Genomic DNA, 22,464 nt, shown 5'->3' with positions numbered 1-22,464 from the left:
AAGTGGGCACCGGTTCGCGTGAAGAAAACGCGTCAAAACAAAACCTAGTCTAGACCTCGGTTCCGATCCCATCAGAACCGAGGTCTAACGGAATCGCCCGCATTATAGGTCACGGCGGTGCACATGGGAAACCCGCGCACCGCGATCAATGGCTGCCATGCGCGCTTCGGATTTAACTTCCTGTCATGGAGATTAACATCCGTTCAAGCGTCTCCAGCCGGTCGGCTTCGCGCGGCGGCTTGTCCCAGCGCAGGCGGCTGATCCGGGGGAAGCGCATTGCGACGCCGGACTTGTGACGCGGCGAGCGCTGCAAGCCCTCGAAGGCGACCTCCAGCACCAGCCCCTGATCCGGCTCGTGCACGACATGGCGGACAGGGCCGAACTTCTCGGTGGTGTTGCGGCGGACGAAGCGGTCGATCTGCAACAGCTCCTCGTCGGTGAAGCCGAAATAGGCCTTGCCGACCGGCACCAGCTCGTCGCCGGCATCGCCACGGGTCCAGACGCCGAACGTATAGTCGGAGTAGTAGGACGAGCGCTTGCCGTGGCCGCGCTGGGCATACATCAGCACGGCGTCGATGATGTGCGGATCGCGCTTCCACTTCCACCACGGACCTTTCGGCCGCCCGGGCAGATAGGACGCGTCGCGCCGCTTCAGCATCACGCCTTCGACCGCGTCGGCATCGTTGCCGGCACCGGCGCTCTTGGGATCGGCACGCGCCGCGGCCAGCTGTTCCCAGCTCGCGAACGGGACGGTCGGCGACAGATCGATGCGCGGATCGTTCAGCTTGGCGACGAAGGCTTCGAGATGCGCGCGGCGTTCGGTGAAGGGCAGCTCGCGCAAATCGTTCTCGTCGTCGCCGAGCAGGTCGTAGGCGCGCAGGTGGATCGGAAACTCCTTGATCAGCTTCGGCGAAACGACCTTGCGGTTCAGCCGCTGCTGCAACACGTTGAATGTCTGCACGCGGCCGTCGCGCAGCACCAGCAATTCCCCGTCGATCGCGCCGGGCAGATGCAGCGACGGCACGAGATCCGGAAAGCTGCCGGTGATGTCCTCGCCGGTGCGCGAATAGAGCCGCGCCTGGACGTGGCCGCGCGCATCGCGGCCGGACACCGCCTGCACCCGGATGCCGTCCCATTTCCATTCCGCGCTGAAATCGGCGGCGGCGAGATTGGCGAAATCGCTATCCTCGATCGCATGCGCCAGCATCACCGGGCGGAACGGCGCCGGGTCGCGGTTGACCGGTTTGTCGCCGCGGCCCTCGAGCCAGGCGAACAGGTCGAGATAGGGCGGCGACAGGCCCGGCCACAGCAGCTCGATCTCGTGCGGGTCCTTGTCGCCGAGCGCCGCCGCCGCGGTCTTCGCCAGCCGCGCCGAGATCCCGATCCGCATCGCGCCGGTGACGAGCTTCAAGAGCGCCCAGCGCCCGGTTTCGTCGAGCTCGTCCAGCCAGCGCGCCAGCTGCGCCGGCAGCTCGGCCTTGCCGAGCGTGCGCAACGTGGTGACGACGTCAGTGAGGGTGGGAGGAGGCGGGTTGTTGTGGCTGCGGAGAATCTCACTGCTATCTCGCCCGCGGTACCCCTCTCCCCAACCCTCCCCCGCAAGGGGGGAGGGAGCCGGCCCACCGATGCGTCCCTCACTGACGTCAATTCCTTCAACATCGCCGTGAGGTGAGCAGGACGGTTGGGCTCCCTCCCCCCTTGCGGGGGAGGGCTGGGGAGAGGGGTGGCCCAGCAACGACTCGGCGTAATTTGCTCCAGCCTTCGGCCACATCAGCGCAACCGTCTCCGAGAGGTCGCCAACGTAATCATAGGAATAGCCGAACAGCACCGGGTCGGCGCGTTCGGTGATCAGGTCGCGGATCAGCCCAGGCTTGGCGTGCTTGAACGACAGCGCGCCGGTCAGCGCCGCCAGCGCGTAGCCGCGGTCGGGGTCCTCGGTCTCGCGGAAATAGGCGACCAGCAGCTTGATCTTGTTGTTGCGGCCGGGCTCGTAGGCGAGGCGGTCGAGCAGCTCGGCAAAGCGGTTCATGGCTTCCTGGTCTCGCCGACGGGCTGGGCCTCGCCGGCGGGCTCCGCCTCGCCGGTCAGTGCGGCCGTCTCGCCTTCGTCCTCGTCGCCATAGCCGACCAGATCGAGCGGCCGCGCGGCAAGGCCCTTGGTCCTGCACCAATGCACCAGCGCATCTTCCTGGCCGTGGGTGACCCAGATCTCGCCTGCACCAGTGGCGGCGATCGTCGCCGTCAGCCCGTCCCAGTCGGCATGATCCGATATCACCAGCGGCAGCTCGACGCCGCCTTGCCGGGCTCGGGCGCGCACGCGCATCCAGCCCGAGGCGAATGCGGTGACCGGATCGGGGAAGCGGCGCGTCCAGACATCGGATGTCGCGCTTGGCGGCGCCAGCGTGATGGTGCCGGCAAGCTCGGCTTTCTTCATGCCGCGCGCCGGCCGGAGCTCGCCGAGCGGAATGCCGCGCTCCTGATAGTAATAGGTGATCTTCTCCATCGCGCCATGCAGGTAGATCGGCGCGTCGTAGCCGGCCTCGCGCAGCAGCGCGATCACGCGCTGCGCCTTGCCGAGCGAGTAGGCGCCGACCAGATGCGCGCGCTCCGGAAACAGTTTGACCGACGCCAGCAGCCTGTTCACTTCGCCGGCGGCATCGCCATGGCGGAACACCGGCAATCCAAACGTCGCCTCTGATATGAAGACGTCGCACGGCACCAGCTCGAACGGCGCGCAGGTCGGGTCGCGCGCATCCTTGTAGTCGCCGGAGGCGACGATGCGGGTGTCCTTGCAGGTGACCGATATCTGGGCGGAGCCCAATACGTGACCGGCGGGATGAAACGTCACCGTGGCGTCGCCGAGCCTGATCTCCTCGCCATAGGCGATCGCCTGCACAGAGCCGGCGAAATTCTCGCCATAGCGCAGCCGCATCATGTCGAGCGTCTCCTGGGTCGCGAGCACAGCGCCATGGCCCGCCCGCGCATGGTCGGAATGGCCATGGGTGATCAGCGCCCGCTCGACCGGCCTGACAGGATCGATGTGGAAGCCGCCGGGCTTGCAGCAAAGCCCGGCCGGGACGGGCATCAGGATGTCTTGCGGGCGCATCGTCCCTATATAGGCGCTCGATCGGCGATGTTTAGCCGGATCCGCGGGCTTGACCCGTGCATCCATCTCCGGAAAAAGTCCGTGCTTTGATGGATGGCCGGACCCGGCCGAGATTGGTTCCTTAAAGCGAATGGCCCCCCGCCTGTTTCTGTCCTCCGGCGACCTCGTCGCCGACCGCCGCTACGAGTTCGCGCGCGACCTGCAATTGAAGGGCGATCTGCCGGCTGCCGCCGAGCTGCTCGAACAGGCGATCGAGCTGGTGCCGAAATTCCCGTCGGCCTGGTACACGCTGGGCAAGATCCGCCTGGAGCTCGGCCAGCGCGAGGCCGCGATCGCAGCGTTCCGCGACGCGCGCGACGCCGATCCCGAAGACCGTCATGGCGCCGGCCTGCACCTGATGCAGCTCGGCGTCGAGGCCGTCAGCGCGATGCCGCCGGGCTATGTCCAGACGCTGTTCGATCAATATGCGCCGCGCTTCGAGGCCGCGCTGGTCGGCGATCTCGGCTATCGCGGCCCGGCGCTGCTGTTCAAGGCGGTGCTGTCGGTGCGCGCGGGCGCAAAGCAGCCGGCCTTCTTCAAGCGTGCGATCGATCTCGGCTGCGGCACCGGGCTGGCGGCCGGCGCGTTCGCCCGGCATGTCGATCGCTTCATCGGCATCGACCTGTCGCCGCGCATGATCGACAAGGCGCGCGCCACCGGGCTCTATGCCGAGCTCGAGGTCGACGATATGTTGAAGGCCATCTCGGCCAGGCGCGAGGCCAGCGCCGAACTGATCCTGGCCGCGGATGCAATGGTCTATGTCGCCGATCTCGCGCCGGTGCTCGCCGAGGCCAACCGTGTGCTGGTGGCGGGCGGCGTGCTCGCCTTCACGACCGAGACCCATGACGGCGAAGACGTCATCATCGGCGAGGGACTGCGCTACGCGCACAGCGCAGCTTACGTACGTGCCTCCGTTGCTGCCGCGGGGCTGACGCTGGCCCTGCTCGACGATCTCTCGGCGCGTAATGAAGACAATATCCCGGCACCCGGACTCGTCGCCGTCGCGGTCAAGGCGTGACGCTCTTACCCTCCCCTGGAGGGGGAGGGTCGGTTCGCATGAAGCGTAGCGAAATGCGAAGCGGGGTGGGGTGATCTCTCAACACGGGCGGTGTTGTTCGCGGAAAGACCGTCACCCCACCCCGCCTCACATCTCGCTACGCTCAATGTGAGTCGACCCTCCCCCTCCAGGGGAGGGTGAAACCGCGATCCTTCGCATCGCTCCCAGACTTGAGTCTACACGCTACGCATTTGCCGTGACGCGGCATTGCGCCGCGAAGTCATGACTTCGCGCTTGCCCGGCGCGAGGCGGAATGCGAGAGCTTTTCGCCTCAGGGAGAGAAATAATGAAAAAACATACACGGCGCGAGTTTGGCGCCACTGCATTGTCCGTGATCGCCGCGTCCGTGCTGCCTGCGCCCTTCGTCCGGGCCGCCGACAAAAAGTACGATCCGGGTGCGAGCGATACCGAGATCAAGCTTGGCCAGACCGTGCCGCATTCCGGCCCCGGCTCGCTTTATGGTGTGCTGGGGCGCGTCGGCGAAGCCTATTTCCAGATGCTGAACGACAAGGGCGGCATCAACGGCCGCAAGGTGAAATTCCTCACCATGGACGATGCCTACAGCGCGCCGAAATGCGTCGAGGCGACGCGCCGCCTGGTCGAGCAGGAGGAGGTGCTGGCGCTCTATGGTTCGCTCGGCACTGCGCCGCAGACCTCCGTGCACAAATACCTCAATTCCAAGGGCGTTCCCCAATTGCTGTTGAACACCGGCGCCTCGAAGTGGAACGACCCGAAGAATTTCAAATGGACCATGGCGGGCCTGCCGCTTTATCCGACCGAGGCGCGCATCCTCGCCAAGCACGTCGTCAGCGTGAAGCCGAACGCCAAGGTCGGCATCCTCTACCAGAACGATGATTTCGGCCGCGACTTCCTGGGGCCGTTCAAGAAGGTGCTGGCCGATGCCGGCGGCAAGGCACAGGTGATCATGGAGCAGACCTATGATCTCACCGATCCGACGGTCGATTCGCAGCTCATCAATCTCTCGAAGTCGGGCGCCGACGTCTTCTACAACATCACCACCGGCAAGGCGACGTCGCAGTCGATCCGCAAGGTCACCGAGCTCGGCTGGAAGCCGCTGCAATTGCTGTCGGCGGGCTCGACCGGTCGCTCGATCCTGAGTGCCGCGGGCCTCGAGAACGCCAAGGACATCGTCGCGATCCGCTACAACAAGGAAGTCGGCGTGCCGCGCTACGAGAAGGATCCGGATGTGGTCGCGTTCGAGGAGCTGCGCAAGAAGTACCTGCCGAACATCGACCCCGACAACACCATCGCCTTCGCCGGCTACGGGCAGGCGGCGACGATGGGCGAAATCCTGCGCCGCTGCGGCGACGACCTGACCCGCGCCAACGTGCTGAAGCACGCCACCACGCTCGCCGGTTTCCACTCGCCCTATTTCCTTGAAGGCATCAACTACAGCTACACGCCCGACGACTACACGCCGATGAAGACGCTCTATGTCTCGATCTTCAACGGCAGGGATTGGGACCTTTCCGGCGAGCCGATGACGGAGTAGGGGTGGGGCGCGCTGTTGCTTAACCTCGCCCCGCTTGCGGCAGGGCCATCGCATATGAGCTCGATCGCTCCACAAACTCGTCATGCCCGGGCTTGTCCCGGGCATCCACGTCTTTGTTTCCAGGCGAAGAAAGACGTGGATGGCCGGGACAAGCCCGGCCATGACGGTGCGGACAAGTCCATCTCCTCCCATATGCGATAGCCCTGTTGCTTGCGGGGAGAGGCATAGGCCGCCTACGGCGGCCGTCCTTAAGAACGCCGAAGCAGAGCTTCGGCTATGTCGCATCGTCGGATGCGATCCGGGTGAGGGGGTACAGGTCTCACGGCACTCGCCGCTCGCGGAAGCAGCCCCTCACCCCAACCCTCTCCCCGTGAAGAACGGGGAGAGGGAGTCGAAGCGTCCTGGCGCCGGCCCCGTGCCATCTGCCGCCATTTCCGTCCGCCCTCGACGAAACCGCCTGAACCACCTACCTCTTGGGCGTGTCGACGCTCGATCTCTTCTCCGTCACGCCGTCGGAAACGGCCGATCTCCTGCCGCGCCGGTTTCGCGACTGGTTTGCCTCACGCGGCTGGTCGCCGCGCGAGCATCAGCTCGCGCTGCTGGCGAAAGCGCGCGAGCAACGCTCGGCGCTGCTGATCGCGCCCACGGGAGCGGGCAAGACGCTGGCGGGGTTCTTGCCGACACTGGTGGAGTTGAGTGGAGAGGGGCAGGACAGAGCCGGAAAGCTTGTGCCGCACCCTCGATCGCCACCTCCCCCCTTGCGGGGGAGGTCGACGTCCTCTGACGCGCAATCGCGCGTCGGGGGACGGCGGGAGAGGGGTACGCCGCTTGCTCCGAACGATACGGCTTACCCCTCTCCCCAACCTCGAGAGCGAGCTTTGCTCGCCTCGGACCCCGCAAGGGGGGAGGGAGCCATGGCAGCGAGCGCTACGGAGCCAAGAAAGAACCTCATTTCCACCGGCCGCTCGGTTCGGCGCTCCAGTGGGCTGCACACGCTCTACATCTCGCCGCTGAAAGCTCTCGCGGTCGACATCGCGCGCAATCTGGAGACGCCGGTCGCCGAGATGGGGCTGCCGATCAGGATCGAGACCCGCACCGGCGACACCCCGGTGTCGCGGCGGCAGCGGCAGCGGCGCTATCCGCCGGACATCCTGCTCACCACGCCGGAGCAGTTGGCGCTGCTGCTGGCGTCCGACGACGCGCCTTATCTGTTTTCCTCGCTGAAGCGCATCGTGCTCGACGAGCTGCATGCGCTCGTCACCTCCAAGCGCGGCGATCTGCTGTCGCTCGGTCTTGCGCGGCTCTGGACCATCGCGCCGCGGATACGTGCCATTGGCCTCTCGGCGACGGTCGCCGAGCCCGAACAACTCGCGCGTTTCCTGGTGCCGCAGCCGGGCGGCGAAAACGCGTCCGCCGACGTCGTCACCGCCGGCGGCGCCGCGCCGCCGGTGGTCGAGATGCTCGACACGCGCGAACGGCTGCCGTGGTCCGGCCACAGCGCGCGCCATGCGCTGCCCGAGGTCTACGAACTGATCAAGCGCAACAAGACCACGCTGGTGTTCGTCAACACGCGCAGCCAGGCCGAGATGCTGTTTCAGGATCTCTGGCGCATGAATGACGACGGGCTGGCGATCGCGCTGCATCACGGCTCGCTCGACGTCGCGCAGCGCCGCAAGGTCGAGGACGCGATGGCCGCCGGCCGGCTGCGCGGCGTGGTCTGCACCTCCTCGCTCGATCTCGGTGTCGACTGGGGCGATGTCGACCTCGTCATCAATATCGGCGCGCCGAAAGGCTCCTCGCGGCTGATGCAGCGGATCGGTCGCGCCAACCACCGCTTCGATGAGGCCTCGCGCGCCGTGCTGGTGCCGGCCAACCGCTTCGAGGTGCTGGAATGCCGTGTCGCGATCGACGCCATCGCGGAGAATGCGCAGGACACGCCGCCGCTGCGCTCGGGCGCGCTCGATGTGCTGGCGCAGCACGTGCTCGGCTGCGCCTGCGGCAAGCCGTTCCTGTCCGATGAACTCTATGATGAGGTCAGGACCGCAGCGCCCTATGCATCGCTCGCACGCACCGACTTCGACGATGTCGTCGATTTCGTCGCCACCGGCGGCTACGCGCTGAAGACCTATGAGCGTTTCGCGCGCATCAAGCAGGACAAGCAGGGCCGCTGGCGCGTCACCAATCCGAAGGTGCGGCAGAGCTATCGCCTCAACGTCGGCACCATCGTCGAGGAGACCATGCTGAAGGTGCGGCTGGTGCGCTCGCGCGCCGGCGGTAGCGGATCGACCGGCGCGATCGCGCGTGGCGGCCGGATGCTCGGCGAGATCGAGGAGGTCTTCATCGAAGGCCTCGTGTCCGGCGACACTTTCGTCTTTGGCGGTGAGGTGGTGCGCTACGAGGCCTTGGTTGAAGACCAGGTCTATGTCTCCCGCGCCAATGATAAAGATGCAAAAGTGCCGTCCTACATGGGCGGCAAGTTTCCGCTGTCGACCTATCTCGCCGAACGCGTCCGCAAATTGCTCGACAACAGCCGTGCCTGGAACGCGCTGCCGGACCAGGTGCACGACTGGCTGTCGTTGCAGCGAAAATTCTCGCGTGTGCCTGCGGCGCGCGAGCTCTTGGTCGAGACCTTTCCGCGCGGCGGCAGCCATTATCTGGTCTGCTATCCCTTCGAGGGTCGGCTCGCGCATCAGACGCTCGGCATGCTGCTGACGCGCCGGCTGGAGCGCGCCCGCGCCCGTCCGCTTGGCTTCGTCGCCAACGAGTATGCGCTTGCGGTCTGGGGCGTCGGCGATCTCTCCTTCATGATCCGGCACGGCAGGCTCGACCTCAACGCGCTGTTCGATCCCGACATGCTCGGCGACGATCTCGAGGCATGGCTCGCGGAATCCGCGCTGATGAAACGCACCTTCCGCAACTGCGCCATCATCTCCGGGCTGATTGCGCGCCGCTTCACCGACGAGGAGAAGTCGCGTCGCCAGGTGCTGTTCTCGACCGACCTGATCTATGACGTTTTGCGAAAACATCAGGCCGATCACGTGCTGCTGCGCGCCGCGCGCGGCGATGCCGCCACGGGATTGCTCGATCTTCGCCGCCTCAGCGACATGCTTTCGCGCATCCACGGCCGAATCACCCACAAGGATCTCGACCACGTCTCTCCGCTTGCCGTCCCCGCGCTGCTGGAAATCGGCCGCGAGTCAGTTTATGGCGAAGCATCCGACGAGCTCCTGGCCGAGGCGGCCGAGGAACTCGTGCGGGAGGCGACGACGTAATACTGGCACTGTGGGGAACAGGACGTGACGGCAAACGCGCTAGCTTTGCGAGACGGTGACGATATGCGCGTTTCGAGGGTCACGGTGGCGGATGTCGGCTTCGTGGCCGATTTCTCCGGCGCGCTGTTTTGGGAAGCGCAGAGCCTGCTGGTGGTATCCGACCTGCATCTGGAAAAGGGCTCGAGCTTCGCCAGCCGCGGCGTGCTGCTGCCGCCCTACGACACGGTCGCGACACTGAGCCGGCTCGCCGCTGTGATCGCGCGGCACGATCCACGGCAGGTGATCGCGCTCGGCGACAGCTTTCACGATCGCGATGCGCATGCGCGGCTGTCGGAGCCGGATCGCGAGGCGCTCGCGGCGCTGCAGCTGCGGCGCAACTGGATCTGGATCTCGGGTAACCACGATCCGGCGCTGCCGTCCGATCTCGGCGGCGTGGTCGCAACCGAGGTCGCGATCGGGCCGATCGCGTTCCGCCATGAGCCGACCGGCGCGGCCGGCGAGATCGCCGGCCATCTGCACCCGAAGGCCCGCGTGCCGACCCGCGGCCGCTCGATCGAGCGCCGTTGTTTCGCTTCCGATGGCGAGCGTGCGGTGATGCCGGCCTTCGGCGCCTACACCGGCGGCTTGAGCATCCGCGACGCCGCATTCACACGGATTTTCGGATCGCCCGGCTTCATGGCCCATGTGCTCGGCGACAACCGCGTCCACGCGTTCGTGGCGTCGCGGTGTTATTGAGGATCGCGTACCACACATTCGGCGTCGTCCCGGGCAAGCGCAGCGCGACCCGGGACCCATAACTACCACTGTTTGAGATTGCGCAAAGCTGTGGCCCCAGCGCGGCATCACAACTGCATGCGATGGTTATAAGTCCCTGCTTTCGCAGGGACGACAGCGGAGTAGCGGCGCGACCTCGCCCTAAGCCGCCTTCGCCTGCACGCTCTCGCAGTACTCCGCCAGCCTGTCCGCCAGCCGCAGTGTTGCCGGGCTGGCTTCGGGGGCGGCGACGAGGGCGACCTCGGTGCGATCGATCGGCGCAAAGCCGTCCTTTGCGGTCAGCACGCGATGCTCCGCCTGGATCGACATTTCCGACAGGATGCTGAGCCCGAGGCCCGCGGCGACCGCGGCCTGGATGCCGGCGAGGCTGGAGGAGGTGTAGGCCATGTGCCAGTTGCGGCCGGCGCTTTCCAGCGCATGGATGGCGCGGGCGCGGTAGAGACAGCCCGAGGCGAAGCCGATCAGCGGAACCGAGCCGGCCGTCGTATCGCGCGGGTGGCTCTTGCTGGTGACCCAATGCACGCGTTCAGGCCACACCGCGATGCCGCCCTTCTCATTGGCGGCGCGCTTGATCAGCGCGAGATCGAGTTCGCCGCGTTCAAGATCGCGGTACAGGAACAGGCTCTGGCCGGAGCGCACGTCGAGCCGCAAGTTCGGATGGCTGCGCGCGAAAGTGGCGAGCAGCTTTGTCAGCCGATAGGCGGCAAAATCCTCGGTGATGCCGATCCGGATCGCGCCTTCGCTGCCGGGCCGCGAGAGCACGTCGCGGGCCTCTTCGGCGAGTGACAACAGCCGCCGCGCGTAGGTCAACAACCGCTCGCCGGCTTCCGTCGGGCTGACATCCTTGCCGCTGCGGATCAAGAGCGGCTGGCCGACATCCTCCTCCAGGCGCTTGATCTGCTGGCTCACCGTCGACTGCGTGCGGTGGACACGCTCTCCGGCGCGGGTGAAGCCGCCGGCATCGACCACCGAGACGAAACTGCGCAACAGCTCCAGGTCGAGCATCGCAGCCTCCATTTATAAACCCACTGCATGTCAGTCTATCATTTAATTTCCAAATATCAAGGCGCGGGCCTAGATCATGGCGGAAGGAGAATTCGCCCATGTCCGCCGCAACCTCGATGGCCGCGCCCCGCGCCCGCTTCAACACCCTGCCGCTGCTGATCGCCCTGTTCTGCCTGCTCTGGAGCTACGCGTTCGTCGCCGGCAAGATCGGCGTCACCGATTGCCCGCCGCTGATCCTGCTCGCCGCGCGGTTTTCGCTCGCCGGGGTTCTGATCCTCGCCATCTCCTGGCTGCGCCGCGACCAATGGGATCTCAGCTGGCGCGATGCGGCGGTGTTTGCCGTGCTCGGCGTCGCCAACAACGCGCTCTATCTCGGCCTCGGCTATACCGGCCTGAAGACCGTCTCGGCCGGGCTCGGCGCACTGATCGTCTCGGCCAATCCGGTGTTCACCGCCATGCTGGCGGCGTTGTTCCTCGGCGAGAGCATGACCTTGCGCAAGGTGATCGGTCTCGTGCTCGGCATCGTCGGCGTCGCCTTGATCGTCTGGCATCGCATGTCGGTCGGATCGGACAGCCCGCATGGCATCCTGTTCACGCTGGCCTCGCTCGCCTCGATCGTGGCCGGCACCGTGCTGTTCAAGCTGCTGGCGCCGAAGGGCAGCCTGTGGATCGGCAACGGCATCCAGAACATCGCCGGCGGCCTTGCCGTGATGCCGTTCGCCTTCACGCTCTCCAGCGTCAGCGACATCGTGCCCAGCATCCGTCTTGCCGGCGCCTTCACCTTCCTCGTGCTCGGCGGCTCGATCCTCGCCTATCTGCTCTGGTTTCATCTCCTGAAAGTGTGTGGCGCGACCGCCGCCAGCGCCTATCACTTCCTGATGCCGCCGCTCGGCATGCTGTTCGCCTATCTCGTGCTCGGCGAGCATGTCGAATTTCGCGACCTGCTCGGGATCGTTCCGGTCGCGCTCGGCATTTACCTGGTGACCCGCCCGGCGGCCCCACCAGCAGGAGTATGACGTGAGCATCACCATCACACTGATCGGAGGCCCAACCGCCCTGATCGAGATCGACGGGTTCCGCCTGCTCACCGATCCGACCTTCGATGCACCCGGCGAGTATCAACTGCCGCATGTGAAACTGGAGAAACTGACGGGTCCGGCGCTCGGCACGCGCGATGTCGGCGCGATCGATGCGGTGCTGCTGAGCCACGACCAGCATTCCGACAATCTCGACCATTCGGGCCGGGATTTCCTTAAAAGCGCGAAGCGCGTGCTGACGACGGAGGCCGGCGCGAGGCGGCTCGGCGGCAACGCCGAGGGCTTTGCGCCCTGGGCCTCGACCGAGTTGCAGAAGGGCGGCCGGACGCTCACCATCACCGCGACGCCGGCGCGGCACGGGCCGGCCGGGATCGAGCCGTTGTCCGGCGACGTCATCGGTTTCGTGGTCGAGCCGGCTAAGCCCGGCCGTCCGGTCTACGTCAGCGGCGACACCACCTGGTTCGACGGCGTCGCGGAGGTCGCGCGGCGCTTCGACTGCGGCGTGGTGCTGCCGTTCGCCGGCGCGGCGCAAACCCGCGGCCCCTTCCATCTCACCATGGACACCAACGACGCGATCGAAACCGCGCGCGCCTTTGCGGACGCGGTGATCGTGCCGGTTCATACCGACGGCTGGGCGCATTTCCGGCAGAGTGCGAGCGACCTGCGCGCGAGCTTCGATACGCTCGGCTTCGGCCGTCGTCTGCGCATCCTCGAACCCGGCGTCGCCGCGGTCATCGAGCCGTAGGTTTCGTCCCAGGAACCTTGCCGGTATCCGGCTCGTTGTCAGACGGCTGGAACCGGACATGACGCGGCAAGGAACAATCTCGCCACACGATAATCAAGACGATGCGCCGGCGGCCCAGCCCCGGCGCCAGCCGTTCGGTTTCAGCCGCGTCCTGAAGACGCTCGGACCCGGGCTGATCACCGGCGCGTCCGACGACGACCCTTCGGGGATCGGCACCTACAGCCAGGCCGGCGCGCAGCTCGGCTACGGCATTGGCTGGACCATGCTGCTGACATTTCCGCTGATGAGCGCGATCCAGGAGATCTCGGCGCGGGTCGGCCGCGTCACCGGGCATGGCATCGCGGGCAATGTATGCCGGCATTATCCAGGCTGGCTGCTCGCCGTCGTGGTGACGCTGCTGTCCATTGCCAATACCATCAACATCGCGGCCGACCTCTCGGCCATGGCCGACGCAGCAAAGCTCCTGATCGGCGGCCCGGCCATTCTCTATGTGGTGCTGTTCGGCGTGACCTCGGTGGCCGCGCAGATCTTCATGAACTACCGGCGCTACGTCGCGATCCTGAAATGGCTGACGCTCAGCCTGTTCGCCTATGTCGCGGCGCTCGCCTTTGCCAAGGTGTCGTGGACGGAAGCCCTGGCCGGCGTGCTGCTGCCGCGCATCAGCTGGAGCGCCGACTATTTCACGACCATCGTTGCGATCCTCGGCACCACGATCTCGCCTTATCTGTTCTTCTGGCAGGCCTCGCAGGAGGCGGAGGAGCAGCGGGTCGATGTCACCAAGCATCCGCTGATCGAGCGGCATTACGGCGCCCGGCGCGAATTCTCGCGCATCCGTGCCGACACCATCACCGGCATGGCATTCTCGAACGTGATCGCATTGTCGATCATCGTCACCGCCGCCGCATCGCTGCATGCCGCCGGCAAGACCGATATCCAGACCTCGGCGCAGGCTGCCGAGGCGCTGCGCCCGATCGCCGGGCCGTTTGCCGAGGTGATCTTCGCGCTCGGCATCGTCGGCACCGGCCTTCTGGCGATCCCGGTGCTCGCGGGCGCGACGGCCTATGCGGTCGGCGAGGGCCGGCGATGGCGGGTTGGGCTGACGCGCAGGCCGAAGGAGGCGATCGCGTTCTATTCGGTGCTGGCGCTGTCGGGCGGCATCGGCATCGCGCTCAACTTCACGCCGATCGATCCGATCGCGGCGTTGTACTGGAGCGCGGTCGTCAACGGCGTGCTCGCGGTGCCCGTGATGGTGCTGCTGATGTTCATGGCCCGCCGCCGGGACGTGATGGACCGCTTTGTGGTCGGCGGCTGGCTGTACTGGCTCGGCTGGCTCTCGACCGGCGCGATGGCGCTCAGCGTGATCGCGATGGGGGTCGGCTTCCTGCTGTAGCTCGTTCGAACTCCTCAACCCTCGCCGAACAGCGAGCTATCGATCTTGGTGGTCGATTTGACCTTTCGCAGGATGATCGTCGTGCGGTAGCTCGCGATGTCGGTGTCCGGATGCATGAGGCGGTCGAGGATGAAGGATTGATAGCGCGCCAGGTCGGTGGACACGATCCGTAGCGAGTAATCCCAATCGCCGGCAATCATGCAACATTCGACGACCTCCGGAAGGTCGATCACCTTCCTCTCGAAGCGCGCGAAGGATTCCCTGTTCTGTTGCTTGAGACGGACCTCGACGATCACGTCGAACCCGAGTCCAACCCGCGTTGGGTCCACCAGCGCCACATAGCGATTGATGACGCCGGCCTCTTCGAGGGTGCGAACGCGTCGCATGCAGGGGGCAGACGAGAGGCCGATCCGTTCGGCCAGCTCGAGATTCGTGATGCGCCCCTCGACCTGCAGCACGTCGAGGATTTTTCGGTCGATCTCGTCGATCACGATCGCGGTTCCCATTTCTTTCGTATTTTCCATCTTTTGCGCAATTGATTGCAGAAAAGGGGATGAAATGCATCTCAAATCGCAATGTCATTGCCCTCGCACGCGCATAAGATGTGGTGCGAGGTTCTTTGATCGCTGCGACTGAGCAGCAAGGAGGGGGGCATGGCCGGAAATGACGACAAATCCTTTTGGGATCGCGCGCGGCGGCACCTCATTCGCTATGGCGGGACGTTCGCTCCCGTCATCATCGAGCGCGCCTCCGGATCCTTCGTCTATGACGCCAATGGTCGAGCCATCCTGGATTTCACGTCAGGGCAGATGAGCGCCGTGCTCGGTCACGGTCACCCGGAGATCGTCCAGACCATCAGCGAGCATGCCGAACGGCTCGACCATCTCTTCAGCGGCATGCTGACGCGCCCGGTCGTCTCGCTGGCCGAACAGCTCGCGGGCCTGCTGCCGCCGGGGCTTGATCGCGTCATGCTGCTCAGCACCGGCGGCGAGTCGAATGAAGCTGCGATCAAGATGGCCAAGCTCGCCACCAGCGGCTTCGAGACCGTCGCGTTCGCGCAGTCCTGGCACGGCATGACGTCTGGCGCGGCGGGAACGACCTATTCGGCCGGCCGCAGGGGCTATGGTCCCGCGCCGGTCGGCTCGCTCGCGATCCCGACGCCGAACCCCTATCGCCCGCGCTTCGGCAACGCGGCCGATTGGCGGGCCGAGCTGGCCTACGCCTTCGATCTGATCGATCGCCAATCGACCGGCTCGCTCGCCTGCATGATCGCCGAGCCGATCCTCAGCTCCGGCGGGCTGATCGACCTGCCTGAAGGCTACCTTGCTGAGCTGAAAGAACTGTGCCGGGCACGCGGCATGCTGCTGATCGTCGACGAAGCACAGACCGGCCTCGGCCGAACCGGCGCCATGTTCGCTTTCGAGCGCGACGGGGCCGTGCCTGACATCCTGACCTTGTCGAAGACGCTCGGCGCCGGGCTGCCTCTGGCTGCGGTCATTACATCAGCCGAAATCGAAGAGCGCTGTCACGAACGCGGTTTCCTGTTCTACACGACGCATGTGTCGGACCCGATGCCGGCCGCGGTCGGGCTGAAGGTCATCGAGATCATCCTGCGCGACAGATTGGTCGAGCGCGCCAGGATAGCGGGCGCGCGGCTGAGGGATGGGCTGCTCGCACTTCAGAACCGGTTCGAATGCATCGGTGATGTGCGCGGCAGGGGGCTGATGCAGGGCATCGAGATCGTGCGCGACCGTTACAGCAAGGAGCCTGACGAAGCGCTCGGAACGCGTGTCTCTCAGCGCTGCATGCAGCTTGGACTGAGCACCAACATCGTTCAGTTGCCCGGCATGGGCAGCGTGTTCCGCATCGCCCCGCCGCTGACGATCAGCGACGACGAGACCGACCTTGGCCTCGCGATCCTCGGCGACGCGTTCGAAGGCGCGTTGCAAAGCAGGGCTGGCTAAATCAATCCTTGCGGAACACGATCGAGGCCATCCAGCCGGTCATCAGCGCCATGAACGCGGTGATCAACCCGTAGACAAAGCCGTTCTGCCGCGCGGTGGTGGCGACGAATTGCTCGAAGCCGACCTTGACGATCTCGAACGCGGTCTCGGCCTTGGTCACCAGCGCGCCGTCGGAAAACAGCTTGATCTCGACATTATACGTGCCGATCGGCACCTCCGCGGGCAGCGGAATGCCGGTGCGGAACAGGGTCGGCGTCAGGAAGGTCACCGCCGAGGTCGCCTCACGGTACAGCCCGTGCTCGGAGCGCAGCCGCACGAAGGCGCTGCGGAACGGGTCGTTCGGCACCACGTCGGCATAGTCGGGCCCGACCCGCTGCATCAGCAGCACGTTGTTGAGCCCGAGCTGTTGCCGCCGCTGCACCTCGGACGAGGCGATCTGGTCGAACGGGCGATTGGAGAACAGTGCGAGATAGCCCGGCACCTGCAGGAACTGGCGCGAGTCGGTGTTGATCCAGATGCCGAACTTGCGCTCCTTGCGCCGCGTGACCATGTCGGCGCGCGGGCCGGACACCGTGACGACGAGGTCGTAGTTCGTGCGGTTTGACGGCGTCTTGTCGTCTTTCTCGACCGAGCCGAACAGCACCAACTCGCCGCCGGAATAGTTCGGCGTCACCGTGACGCGGTGATTGGAGACCGAAACAATCAGGCGCTCGGCATGAGCGGGCGCGGCCGCCAGGCTGGCGACGGCAAGGCCGATGATCGCGAGCGCCGTGCGCAGCCTCATGGCGGCGCTCCGCCGGTTTCGCGGATGCTGAACAGGTCCTGCGGCCGGATCACCAGCTCCACCGCAAAGCGGATGCCGACCGCGAGCACGAGCAGGCCGAGCAGCAGGCGCAGATGCTCGCCGCGGATCTTCTGGCCGGCGCGGGCGCCGAACTGCGCGCCGGTGACGCCACCGACCATCAGGATCAGCGCCAGCACGGCGTCGACCAGATGGTTGGTCGCCGCGTGCAGCATGGTCGCGAACACCATGGTGACGAGGGTGAGCACCATCGAGGTGCCGATCACGGTCGAGGTCGGCACCCGCAGCACATAGATCATCAGCGGCACCAGGATGAAGCCGCCGCCGATTCCCATCACCGCGCCGATGAAGCCGATCGCGAGCCCGACCACGACGACCGGGATGACGGAGAGGTAGATCTTGGAGCGCTTGAAGCGCAGCTTCAGCGGCAGGCCGTGGATCCAGCCATGGCTGCCGGGCTTGCGCAGGGTGACGGGGCGGCCGCCGCGGGCGCGCAGCATCGCGCGCAGGCCTTCCCAGAACATCAGCCCGCCGACCGTCGTCAGCAGGATGACGTAGGACAGCGCGATCATCAGGTCGAGCTGGCCGAGCGAGCGCAGGAAGGTGAAGGTCCACACCCCGAGCGTGGTGCCGAGCGTGCCTCCGACCAGAAGCACCGCCGCCAGCAGCGGGTCGATCGCGCGTCTGCGCCAATAGGAAATGGCACCGGAGAACGAGGAGGCCGCGATGTGGCTGGCGACGGAGGCGACCGCGACCGCGGGCGCGATGCCGACGAAGATCAGCAGCGGCGTCATCAGGAAGCCGCCGCCGATCCCGAACATGCCGGAGACGAATCCAACCGCCGCGCCCATCGCCAGGATGAGGAAGACATTGACCGGAATGTCGGCGATCGGGAGGTAGAGCTGCACGCGCGTCGCTTCTTGTCGGTTCGCCGCGAGTTCGGCGCAAGGCCGCATCACGGCGTGATGTCGTTCTGGTCGGGCATTCTCCGGCTGAACGAATCCGGTCGGCGCGCAAGACGCAGGCGAACGCGGGTCGATTGCCTGCGCCTTGCATAACCGAATTCGGCGGGGGGAGGGACTAAAGAATCCGCTCCCGGGGGCATTTTTCGCCGCACCTGGCCGCCGTCTGCGGACGTGGTTGATAATTCAGATTAATGGCGCCGGTGTCGGCTTGTCTGAGCATGATCTCCGCGCAAACGCGTTCCGCGTTTGTCGCGAGGGAAAACCGTTCCGCACTTTTCCGGATCATGCTTCAGGGCCGATCGGCAGGCCTGGTGATCAGGTTCAGCGCGAGCGCCTCCTTCGGGTTCAGCCAGCGGATATCTGAGGTTTGCGACATCGCCTCGACGATCCCGGAGGAGACGCCCATCTTGGTCATGTAGCCCAGCACCATGCCCTGGATGCGTTGTGCCTCGGCGAGGGGATCGCTGACGGGCGTGCTCGTCGTGAAGCGATGCACGCCGAGCCGCGAGCCCGCGATGCCATAGCGCGTCTGGCCGCCAGCATAGACCAGCACGCAAGCGCTGGCGCAGGACGCGGGGCGGAGCTTGCCCGAGGCATCGGCGGTGGCGACCGCGGTGACCAGCCCGCGGGTGCGGATGACCTCGCCCATGATGGCGGCCTGGTTCAGCGCGCCGCCCGGCGACGACAGCAGCACGACGTCGCCTGGCGCGAGACGCGCCTCGCTGAGCCGGTCGCGGAACCAGCTCGCGCTGGCTGAGCCGATCTTGCCGCTGATCGCAAGCGCCCGCCGGCCGCGGCCCGATCCGTCGATGTCGACGTCGGGAATCACCGCCGACGTCATGCTGGCCGCGATATAGGTCTCGCGCCAGAAGTCCCAGGCACCCGGCGTCGACAGGTCCCGGTAAGCCTGGATGGCAACGCTCGACAACAGCAGCACGAAGATGATGATGGACCAGAGCGAGAACCGGAACGCGCGGGGCGGCGATGCCGCGTTCCCTTGCGGCGTCGGCGGAGGCGGGGCCGAGGGGCGCGGGGCAAATGGAGACGGCGCCTGCCGCGGCGGCGCAACGCGGGGACCGGTCGGCGACGAACGGTGGCCCGTTCCATCATCCTGGCGATCATCGACAGACAAGCCTGACCCTCCGGAACGCGTACGCCGACGGCGCGGAACTGCGCGCCTGTCTACACGGCGGAAGGCCGGAGGTATAGGACAGCGGCGCCGTCAAGGCGCCGCAGCCGTCTCGAACCTAGTGAGCCGGAGCGGCGAGCGCCGCGGTCCGCTTCGAGGGTTGCTTGACCGGCTTCGCCGCCGCGGGCTGCGCCGGCGCGCCGTCCCAGCCGCCGGCAGGGGCCGGCACGTTGACCGCATCGCTTGGCTGCGGCTCGGCGGTGAAGGTCTGGATCGCCAGCTTCGCGGCGGCCAGCGACTGCGGGTCGAGCCGCTTGGCAATATCGTCGCGCTTGTGGCCGGCGTCGGCGTCGCCCTGCGCGGCCGCGAGGCTGAACCACTTGAAGGACTCGGCGAGGTTCTGTTCGACACCGATGCCGCGGGCATAGAGGATGCCGAGATTGACCTGGCTGTCGGCAACGCCGCGATCGGCCGCCTTGCGGAACCACTGCGCGGCGCTCTTGTAGTCGGCGCCCTTGCCGCCGCCATCGGCGTCGAGCACGGCGAGATTGTGCATCGCCTTGGCGTTGCCGCGCTCGGCGGCCTGCACATAGTAGCGTCGCGCCACATCGAAGTCGCGCTTCACGCTGAGGCCCTTCTCGTAGAAGGTGCCGAGCCGGAACATCGCGGGCACCACGCCGGCCTGCGCCGCGCGGGCATACCATTTGGCGGCTTCGTCGACATTGGCGGTCACGCCCTTGCCCTCTGCAAAGCGGACGCCGACTTCATAAGCCGCGGCCGCATCGCCCTTGATCGCGGCGCTGCGCAGCGCCGGACCGCCGATTGCATCGGGCAGCTTCTCGCCCGCCGGGATCTGGATCATGGCGAGCTTGCCGCCGAGCGGCGGTGCGGTCGGAATCGTGCCGGTGACGTCATTGGCAGCGGCTGTTGGCGCCGCGGCCGGCTCAGGCGCGGCGGCGGGTGCGGGCACGGTTGCCGGTGGGATCGTCACCTGCGCGCTGTCGAGCGTGTTCGGCGCCGGAGTGTTGTTGGACTGGCGGCCGAGCGGGGTCGGCGAGGTCATCGACGGTCCGGGCACTGACGACCCGGGCACTGACGGCCCGGGCACGCCGGACGGTGCAGCCGGTGCGGGAGCTGCGGAATTCTCTGCGGGCGGCTGCATGGGCGGCGTGGCCGGCTCGCTGTGCTCGATCGCCGGCATCTGCGGCGCGGAGCTGGTGTCGAGCAGGTTCATCGCCATCTTGGCGGTCGAGAGCAGGATCACGACCACGCTCGCGCCGACCAGCAGCGAACGAATCTTGGAGGTGATGGTCGAAGGTTGCGCTTCGGGCGCGCCGGCCGCGGCCGTGCCGGCCTTGGCGGCAGCCGCCTTCGCGGCCTTGTCGGCCTTCTCCTTGGCCTTGGCTGCAGCCTTGCTCGCGGCGCGCGCCGCTTTCTCGTTGACGGGTTGCGCGGCAGCGGCCTGCGCGGCGCGGCGCGCGGCGGCGATGAAGCTCGATGTCGAGACCGGCTCCTTCTTGCCGGCGGGAAGATCGCTGATCGCGCGCTCGGAATCCGCGATCCGCTCCGACGGCGAAGCGACGCGGCCGGAGGGGCGTGTGCCCGGTTCGAGCGGATGATCCGGTGGCAGCTCCGGCGCGATCGCGGCGCGTGCGGACGCCGCATGCGGCTCGAGGATCTCGCTGATCGCGCGCGGCGGCAGCGGCGGCGGCGCACTCTCGACCGGCTGCGCGGCATGGAATTCGCGCGGCGCGGACATGAAGTGCTCCTGCGCCAGCGCAGGATTGGGCAATTCGGGCCTGTACGATTCAGGCTTGTACGCTTCAGCTTTGGGCTGCGCGATCGGCAGCGACATCGCCGCGCGCGGCATCTCCATCCGCGGAGCTTCCATCCGCGGTTCGGCCGGCGCGGGAGCAGGCGGCGGCGCGGTGCGCACCGTACGCAGATCGTTCTCGATCATCGCAAGACGATCGACGACATGGCCGAGCGTGTTGTGAACGGTCTCCAGCGAATCCTGGGTGCGGCGGTCGGTCTCCGACTGGCTGAAGCGGATGTCGGACAGCTCGCGCTTCACCATGTCGACGATGCCGCTGTCCATCATCGGCTGCGGCGAGGAGGTGCTGACGTTGCGGGCGGCGTCGGCCAGCGAGGCGATGTGGGCGTGCTGCGCCTCGAGGTGCCGCATGATGTCATGCAGACCTTCCTCGACCCGGCCGAGATTGCCGGAGCGCTGGTCGGCGGACTCCAGGCGCTCGAGCAGATAGGAGATGCGCTGCTCGAGATGGGTGAATGCCGACGAACTGTCGTTGCCGACCTGCAGGCGGTCGATCCGCTCCGACAGCGAGCGCAGCGCGCCTTCGATGGCGTCGGTGTTGTCGTAGCCGGCCGGCCGCTCGCGGGTCTCCAGCGTCGAGGCCAATGCGGCAATGCGCTGCTCGATCCCGGCGAAGGCATCGCCATGGCTCTCGGCGCGCGACATCTGCGACAGCTGGTCGACCTTCGCGGCCAGCGCATGCACGTCCCCGGAGAGCTGCAGCAGCGCGTCGTTGGAGGCGACGTTGGAGACGATGGCGCGCAGCGCGGCGATCGCGCTCTCGAGCTGATGCACCGTCGACGGATCGTCGTTGGCGCGCAGGATCATGTCGAGCTTGGCGCCGAGATTGCGGATCGCCTCGTCGTAGCCGGTGAGCTGCTCGGCGGGCGTCAGCGTGCGCAGCGCCTCGCGGATTTCCGACAGCGCGCGTTCGATGCCGGCGATCGCCTGACCCTGGCCGTTGCGGCCCTCCTGGCGGAGCTCGTCGATCCGGTGATGCAGCGAGCGGATCTCGTTCTCGATCGACTCGATCGCCCGGCGCGGCATCGCCTCGGTGATCGCCTGGCGGATCTCCGCAAGCTCGCCGCGGAAGGCCGCGATCGACTGTTCGATATGGTCGGGCCGCTGCAGCGCCTCGATCTGGCTCGTGATCTTGAGCAGGTGACGCTCGAGCGAGGAGAAGTCGGGCCCGGCCGGCGCAGCCGGCGGTGGCGGCGCATAGGCGGCCATCGGCGGCGCGCTGCGCGGCGGCATCTGGCGGTGTGCTGATACATCGAGCTCGTTCTGGCGCGCGGCGATCTCCGCGATCGCGGAATCGAACGAGGCCGGGCTCAGCGGCGGCGAGGGGCGATAGACCTGGGCCGCGGCGCGCTCGACCGCCTCTGCCTGGCGCAGCCTCTCCTCCAGTTGCCGGTCATGCATCTGCGACTCACGCTGCATCTGCGATTCACGCATCGGCTGCGGCTGCGGCTCGCGCGCCGGCTGCGGCCGCGAAATTTGCGACAGCCGGGCATCGAGGCGCGAAATCGCGTCGTTCAGCTGTCGTGCGACGGCGGGCTGGCCGCGCGGCACTTCGGCGCGCACCGCTTCGGCGCGCGTCAACGGCTTTGCAATCTGTTCGATCTGGCGGGTGATGGCGTCGAGCCGCTGGTGGATATCGGCGACCTCGCGGCTTTCCCGGCTCGGCATCGGCTGCCGCTGCTCCATGCGCCAATCCGGCGGGCTCGGTTCGCCGACGGTGGAGTTGAGCCAGTCGTTGAGCGACATGCCGGCGCGGCGCGCAGCCGCCTCGGCCCTTTCGCGGACGGAGGGATCGATGCCGTCAACACTCCACGATACGCGCGAATTCATGAT

16 protein-coding genes are annotated in these 22,464 nt (G+C 66.8%); 8 read left to right on the top strand and 8 right to left on the bottom strand.

Annotated features, from left to right (window positions below; all coding sequences use genetic code 11):
• Positions 1-172: 172 nt before the first annotated feature.
• Positions 173-2,029 (bottom strand): cisplatin damage response ATP-dependent DNA ligase, encoded by a 1,857-nt coding sequence (locus tag XI02_RS42315; protein ID WP_172646544.1) that lies wholly within the window; start codon positions 2,027-2,029, stop codon positions 173-175.
• On the bottom strand, positions 2,026-3,105 hold the full coding sequence (locus tag XI02_RS42310; protein WP_069280315.1) for a ligase-associated DNA damage response exonuclease: 1,080 nt from the start codon (positions 3,103-3,105) through the stop codon (positions 2,026-2,028). Before XI02_RS42310 ends, XI02_RS42315 begins: the two co-directional genes overlap by 4 nt.
• A 130-nt stretch (positions 3,106-3,235) precedes the next feature.
• On the opposite strand from XI02_RS42310, the gene XI02_RS42305 reads away from it, so the two are divergent.
• From XI02_RS42305 to pdeM, 4 genes are all read left to right on the top strand, one after another.
• Positions 3,236-4,162, top strand: a complete 927-nt coding sequence (locus XI02_RS42305; protein WP_069280314.1) for a class I SAM-dependent methyltransferase — start codon at positions 3,236-3,238, stop codon at positions 4,160-4,162.
• Positions 4,163-4,487: 325 nt separating this feature from the next.
• Positions 4,488-5,714 carry an ABC transporter substrate-binding protein gene (locus tag XI02_RS42300; protein ID WP_069280313.1) on the top strand — a complete coding sequence of 409 codons (1,227 nt, stop codon included), beginning with the start codon at positions 4,488-4,490 and terminating at the stop codon, positions 5,712-5,714.
• Positions 5,715-6,193: 479 nt separating this feature from the next.
• Positions 6,194-8,986 carry a ligase-associated DNA damage response DEXH box helicase gene (locus XI02_RS42295; RefSeq protein WP_172649015.1) on the top strand — a complete coding sequence of 931 codons (2,793 nt, stop codon included), beginning with the start codon at positions 6,194-6,196 and terminating at the stop codon, positions 8,984-8,986.
• 63 nt (positions 8,987-9,049) lie between these two features.
• A complete protein-coding gene (gene pdeM / locus XI02_RS42290; protein ID WP_018269069.1) occupies positions 9,050-9,721 on the top strand; it encodes a ligase-associated DNA damage response endonuclease PdeM in 672 nt (223 codons plus the stop codon).
• Positions 9,722-9,901: 180 nt separating this feature from the next.
• Here pdeM and XI02_RS42285 read toward each other — a convergent pair whose 3' ends face one another.
• Positions 9,902-10,765, bottom strand: a complete 864-nt coding sequence (locus XI02_RS42285; protein ID WP_026191940.1) for a LysR family transcriptional regulator — start codon at positions 10,763-10,765, stop codon at positions 9,902-9,904.
• Between the two features lie 98 nt (positions 10,766-10,863).
• Here XI02_RS42285 and XI02_RS42280 point away from each other — a divergent pair, with 98 nt between their 5' ends.
• Genes XI02_RS42280 through XI02_RS42270 form a run of 3 tightly spaced genes read left to right on the top strand, consistent with a single transcriptional unit; the run spans position 10,864 to position 13,937 of the window.
• On the top strand, positions 10,864-11,781 hold the full coding sequence (locus tag XI02_RS42280) for a DMT family transporter (RefSeq protein WP_172646545.1): 918 nt from the start codon (positions 10,864-10,866) through the stop codon (positions 11,779-11,781).
• Position 11,782: 1 nt separating this feature from the next.
• Positions 11,783-12,547, top strand: coding sequence for an MBL fold metallo-hydrolase (locus XI02_RS42275; RefSeq protein WP_069280310.1), 765 nt, complete (start codon positions 11,783-11,785; stop codon positions 12,545-12,547).
• Between the two features lie 58 nt (positions 12,548-12,605).
• A complete protein-coding gene (locus XI02_RS42270) occupies positions 12,606-13,937 on the top strand; it encodes an NRAMP family divalent metal transporter (protein WP_172646547.1) in 1,332 nt (443 codons plus the stop codon).
• Positions 13,938-13,951: 14 nt separating this feature from the next.
• Here the strand turns inward: XI02_RS42270 and XI02_RS42265 are convergent, their stop codons facing one another.
• Entirely contained in the window at positions 13,952-14,461 is a 510-nt protein-coding gene (locus XI02_RS42265; RefSeq protein ID WP_240536792.1) for an Lrp/AsnC family transcriptional regulator, read from the bottom strand.
• A 129-nt stretch (positions 14,462-14,590) separates the two neighbouring features.
• Between XI02_RS42265 and XI02_RS42260 the strand changes: the two genes are divergently transcribed.
• A complete protein-coding gene (locus tag XI02_RS42260) occupies positions 14,591-15,901 on the top strand; it encodes an aspartate aminotransferase family protein (RefSeq protein ID WP_172646548.1) in 1,311 nt (436 codons plus the stop codon).
• A gap of 1 nt (position 15,902) precedes the next feature.
• Here the strand turns inward: XI02_RS42260 and XI02_RS42255 are convergent, their stop codons facing one another.
• The 4 genes from XI02_RS42255 to XI02_RS42240 form a co-directional block, all read right to left on the bottom strand.
• Complete coding sequence (locus XI02_RS42255) at positions 15,903-16,685, bottom strand: TIGR02186 family protein (protein WP_172646549.1); 783 nt, start codon at positions 16,683-16,685, stop codon at positions 15,903-15,905.
• Positions 16,682-17,611 carry a sulfite exporter TauE/SafE family protein gene (locus tag XI02_RS42250; RefSeq protein WP_137482375.1) on the bottom strand — a complete coding sequence of 310 codons (930 nt, stop codon included), beginning with the start codon at positions 17,609-17,611 and terminating at the stop codon, positions 16,682-16,684. Before XI02_RS42250 ends, XI02_RS42255 begins: the two co-directional genes overlap by 4 nt.
• Positions 17,612-17,957: 346 nt before the next feature.
• The gene (locus XI02_RS42245; RefSeq protein ID WP_016842722.1) at positions 17,958-18,800 is read right to left on the bottom strand and encodes a hypothetical protein; all 843 of its coding nucleotides are present in this window, start codon (positions 18,798-18,800) and stop codon (positions 17,958-17,960) included.
• A gap of 115 nt (positions 18,801-18,915) precedes the next feature.
• Positions 18,916-22,461, bottom strand: coding sequence for a tetratricopeptide repeat protein (locus XI02_RS42240; RefSeq protein WP_172646551.1), 3,546 nt, complete (start codon positions 22,459-22,461; stop codon positions 18,916-18,918).
• Between the last annotated feature and the right edge of the window lie 3 nt (positions 22,462-22,464).

Origin of the sequence: Bradyrhizobium sp. CCBAU 21365, assembly GCF_015291305.1 — a bacterium.
Lineage (GTDB): Bacteria > Pseudomonadota > Alphaproteobacteria > Rhizobiales > Xanthobacteraceae > Bradyrhizobium > Bradyrhizobium elkanii.
This window is presented reverse-complemented; position numbering and strand designations above follow the sequence as displayed.

Excerpts from the sequence above, each read along its gene's own strand:
- XI02_RS42315 (WP_172646544.1), bottom strand. The coding sequence starts at position 2,029 with ATGAACCGCTTTGCCGAGCTGCTCGACCGCCTCGCCTACGAGCCCGGC.
- XI02_RS42310 (WP_069280315.1), bottom strand. The coding sequence starts at position 3,105 with ATGCGCCCGCAAGACATCCTGATGCCCGTCCCGGCCGGGCTTTGCTGC.
- XI02_RS42305 (WP_069280314.1), top strand. The coding sequence starts at position 3,236 with ATGGCCCCCCGCCTGTTTCTGTCCTCCGGCGACCTCGTCGCCGACCGC.
- XI02_RS42300 (WP_069280313.1), top strand. The coding sequence starts at position 4,488 with ATGAAAAAACATACACGGCGCGAGTTTGGCGCCACTGCATTGTCCGTG.
- pdeM (WP_018269069.1), top strand. The coding sequence starts at position 9,050 with ATGCGCGTTTCGAGGGTCACGGTGGCGGATGTCGGCTTCGTGGCCGAT.
- XI02_RS42285 (WP_026191940.1), bottom strand. The coding sequence starts at position 10,765 with ATGCTCGACCTGGAGCTGTTGCGCAGTTTCGTCTCGGTGGTCGATGCC.
- XI02_RS42280 (WP_172646545.1), top strand. The coding sequence starts at position 10,864 with ATGTCCGCCGCAACCTCGATGGCCGCGCCCCGCGCCCGCTTCAACACC.
- XI02_RS42270 (WP_172646547.1), top strand. The coding sequence starts at position 12,606 with ATGACGCGGCAAGGAACAATCTCGCCACACGATAATCAAGACGATGCG.
- XI02_RS42265 (WP_240536792.1), bottom strand. The coding sequence starts at position 14,461 with ATGGAAAATACGAAAGAAATGGGAACCGCGATCGTGATCGACGAGATC.
- XI02_RS42260 (WP_172646548.1), top strand. The coding sequence starts at position 14,591 with ATGGCCGGAAATGACGACAAATCCTTTTGGGATCGCGCGCGGCGGCAC.
- XI02_RS42255 (WP_172646549.1), bottom strand. The coding sequence starts at position 16,685 with ATGAGGCTGCGCACGGCGCTCGCGATCATCGGCCTTGCCGTCGCCAGC.
- XI02_RS42240 (WP_172646551.1), bottom strand. The coding sequence starts at position 22,461 with ATGAATTCGCGCGTATCGTGGAGTGTTGACGGCATCGATCCCTCCGTC.